The sequence below is a fragment of the Novipirellula sp. genome (genome assembly GCF_041583735.1).
Classification (GTDB): domain Bacteria; phylum Planctomycetota; class Planctomycetia; order Pirellulales; family Pirellulaceae; genus Novipirellula.
Genome location: NZ_JBFHFD010000826.1, coordinates 1 through 3215, shown reverse-complemented (window position 1 = coordinate 3215; position 3215 = coordinate 1). Strand labels below are relative to the sequence as shown.

3 protein-coding genes are annotated in these 3215 nt (G+C 53.1%); all 3 read left to right on the top strand.

The genetic code is table 11. The features are described 5' to 3' along the window. A partial coding sequence (locus ABX962_RS33325) for a RimK family protein (RefSeq protein ID WP_372725989.1) occupies positions 1 to 1303 on the top strand: 1303 nt, incomplete at its 5' end. After that, a complete protein-coding gene (locus tag ABX962_RS33320) occupies positions 1300 to 2553 on the top strand; it encodes a glutamate-cysteine ligase family protein (protein ID WP_372725988.1) in 1254 nt (417 codons plus the stop codon). The genes ABX962_RS33325 and ABX962_RS33320, both read left to right, overlap by 4 nt. Continuing rightward, positions 2550 to 3215 (top strand): N-formylglutamate amidohydrolase (locus tag ABX962_RS33315; protein ID WP_372725987.1); only part of this gene is annotated, 666 nt, incomplete at its 3' end. The genes ABX962_RS33320 and ABX962_RS33315, both read left to right, overlap by 4 nt.

The window sequence follows — 3215 nt, the reverse complement described above, 5'->3', positions numbered from 1 at the left end:
TTCGCTGCTGGCCGAAGCTCGCGGCCATCGACCGATGCCCAATGTGATGGCGATCCAAGACTTGGCCGGTAAAGCCAATGTACGATTATTGTCGCCGGAATTAGATGAGCTAATCCAACACGCGCTTTCGCCGTTAACAAAAGACGAATTTGAGCTAAGCGTCTATTTTGGCCGCAACCTGGCCAAACGATACGATCGTTTATCACGCGAGTTGTTTAACACGTTTCCTTGCCCCTTGCTGCGTTTCGAGTTCACGCGTCGCAAAGAGAAATGGCGACTGCGACGAGCCGAAGTGATCGGAATCAAATCAGTCCCGCAAGCGCATTGGCCGTTTGTCGCTCAGCAAGCCGAACTGCACTTTGCTGGCCGTGGTGCGGCGCGAAGCAAGAAAAACTCGCTGCGTTATGACCTCGCCATTCTGCATGACCCGAACGAAAAAGACCTTGCGCCGTCGGATCCCAAGGCGCTGCAAAAAATGATCAAGGCAGCGGCCTCGCTTGGTATTCGTGCGGAATTATTGACACGCGAAGACGCGGGGCGACTGCTCGAGTTTGACGCATTGTTCATTCGCGAAACCACCTCGGTCAATCACCACACCTATCGACTCGCACGCTGGGCCGAACGCGAAGGATTGATTGTGATGGATGACCCTCAATCGATCATTCGCTGTACCAACAAGGTCTATCTGGCGGAAATTTTGGAAAAAGCCAAGATCGATGTGCCCAAGACAATCGTCGTGCACCGCCGCAACGCCGACCAAATTGTGCCAACGATCGGATTACCTTGCGTGCTGAAGCGTCCCGATAGCGCTTTTTCCAAGGGGGTGACCAAAGCTGAAACGGAAGCAGAATTGGCAGAAAAACTCGAGGAAATGTTCGAGCATTCCGAGCTCGTGATTGCCCAACAATTCATGCGAACCGATTTCGATTGGCGTATCGGAGTGCTCGATGGACGGGCGTTTTTCGCCAGCAAGTACCACATGGCACGCGGACACTGGCAAATCGCCAAGTACGAAGACGAAGGCAAACAGACATTCGGGAAAGCGGAAACGTTGCCCGTCGAATTGGCTCCGCGTCGCGCGGTCAGCATCGCTGTCAAAGCCGCCAACATCATCGGAGACGGTTTGTATGGCGTTGATGTCAAAGAGAGTGACGGAAAATTCTATATTATCGAAGTCAATGACAATCCCAATCTTGATTCGGGGGTCGAAGACGCCATCCTACGTGAAGATTTGTATCGCCGAATCATGGAATCATTTTTGCGGCGTATCGAGCGCCGCAAAGCGGGAGACAACAATCAATGAACGAAGCTGTCAAACGCGGCCTCTTTGAAGCATATGGCATCGAACTGGAATATGTCATCGTCGACCGCGACCAATTGTCGGTCCGCAGTAGCGCCGATCGAGTGCTGCAATCGCTGAGCAACGCCAACGCTGATGAATTTCCATCAGACAGCAGTTCGGGGCTTTGCACATGGTCCAACGAATTGGCGTTACATGTGATCGAGCTCAAGATCACCGATCCGATTCCAAATCTGGTCCGGCTGCCCACTCAATTTGAAAACGCCGTTCACGCGATCGATCCGGTGCTCGAGAAACATGGTTTGCGGCTACTTCCGACATCGATGCATCCTTGGATGCATCCCGCCAGCGAGACCAAACTTTGGCCGCATGAGTGCCACGAGATCTACGAGCAGTATCACAAAATATTCAACTGCAATTCCCACGGCTGGGCCAATGTGCAAAGCGTGCATTTGAACTTGCCGTTTAACGGGGACGAACAGTTTGCGAAATTGCATGCAGCCGTCCGCTTGGTGTTGCCGCTGCTGCCCGCTTTGGCTGCCAGCTCGCCGATCGTCGATTCCCAGATCAGTGGCTGGCATTCGACCCGAATGAAAATGTACATGTCGCATTGCGATCGTGTACCGGAATTGATGGGACCGGTGATTCCCGAGCCGCTTTACGACGAAGCCAGCTATCGTCGCGAGATCTTCGGACCGATTGCCAAGGCGATCCAACCGCTTGATCCCGAGCGGACGATGGAGTGCGATTTTTTGAACGCGCGTGGGGCGATCGCTCGCTTTGACCGTGGTTCGGTCGAAATCCGCGTGATGGATGTGCAAGAGTACCCGGCCGCCGACGTGTCGATTTGTGCCGCCGTCGTTGCAGTGCTGCGTGCATTGACACAGGAAAAATGGTCGTCGCTGGAATCACAAAAGCAAATGCCAACCGAGCGTTTAAAATCGCTGCTCACCGAGTGCTCCAAAACAGCCGAACATACTGTCATTACTGACCAAGAATTTTTGCAACACTTTGGCATTACCGCTCCCTCGATTCGCTGCGGCGATCTTTGGCAACATTTGGTCCAAACGCTGCGAAGCGAAGACTCGGCGTTGGACAGTTTGATGGCACCACTGAAAATCATCTTGGACCACGGCACGCTGTCGACTCGCATCTTAAATCTCGTGGGGGATTCGTTCTCGCACGAAGAACTGCATGATGCCTACGATCAAGTCGCGGATTGCTTGCAGCAGTGGCAACCGCTGATGCCATGATAACGACACGTTTTCTGATCACGTGCGAACATGCTGGAAACGAGGTTCCCGATGAATACGCGGCGATGTTTACATCGCCTGGTGCGAAACGAGACCTCCATAGCCACCGTGGATATGACCCCGGTTCGCTGCACGCCGCGACACAGTTGAGTTCAAGACTTGAATCCCCGCTGATCTCGTCGACGACAACGCGGTTGCTGGTCGATCTAAATCGCTCGCTCGACAATCCCCAATTATTTTCGAAATACTCCCGGTCGCTTACGCAAAGCGATCAAGCCTCGCTTTTAAAAAAATACTATTATCCCTACCGAAAATGCGTTGAAGCCAAAATCCGCACATTGCTGAAATGCCACGACCGCGTGATTCATTTGTCGATGCACACGTTCACGCCCCGCTTTCGCGGCTCGCATCGTCCGGTCGATCTGGGCATCCTTTATGACCCCGCGCGCCGCGAGGAGCGTCTGTTTTGTGATGCAGTTGGAAACCGGATGGCAGCTTTGGTTCCCAATCGACGTGTCCGGCATAACGAACCGTATCTCGGAATCGATGATGGCCTGACCACCTATCTGAGAACCCATCATCCTTCGCGGCGGTATGTAGGGATCGAGATCGAAATCAATAACCGTTATGCTCGGTGGCAAGAAAAGCAAAAACTGACTTTG

Excerpts from the sequence above, each read along its gene's own strand:
- ABX962_RS33320 (WP_372725988.1), top strand. The coding sequence starts at position 1,300 with ATGAACGAAGCTGTCAAACGCGGCCTCTTTGAAGCATATGGCATCGAA.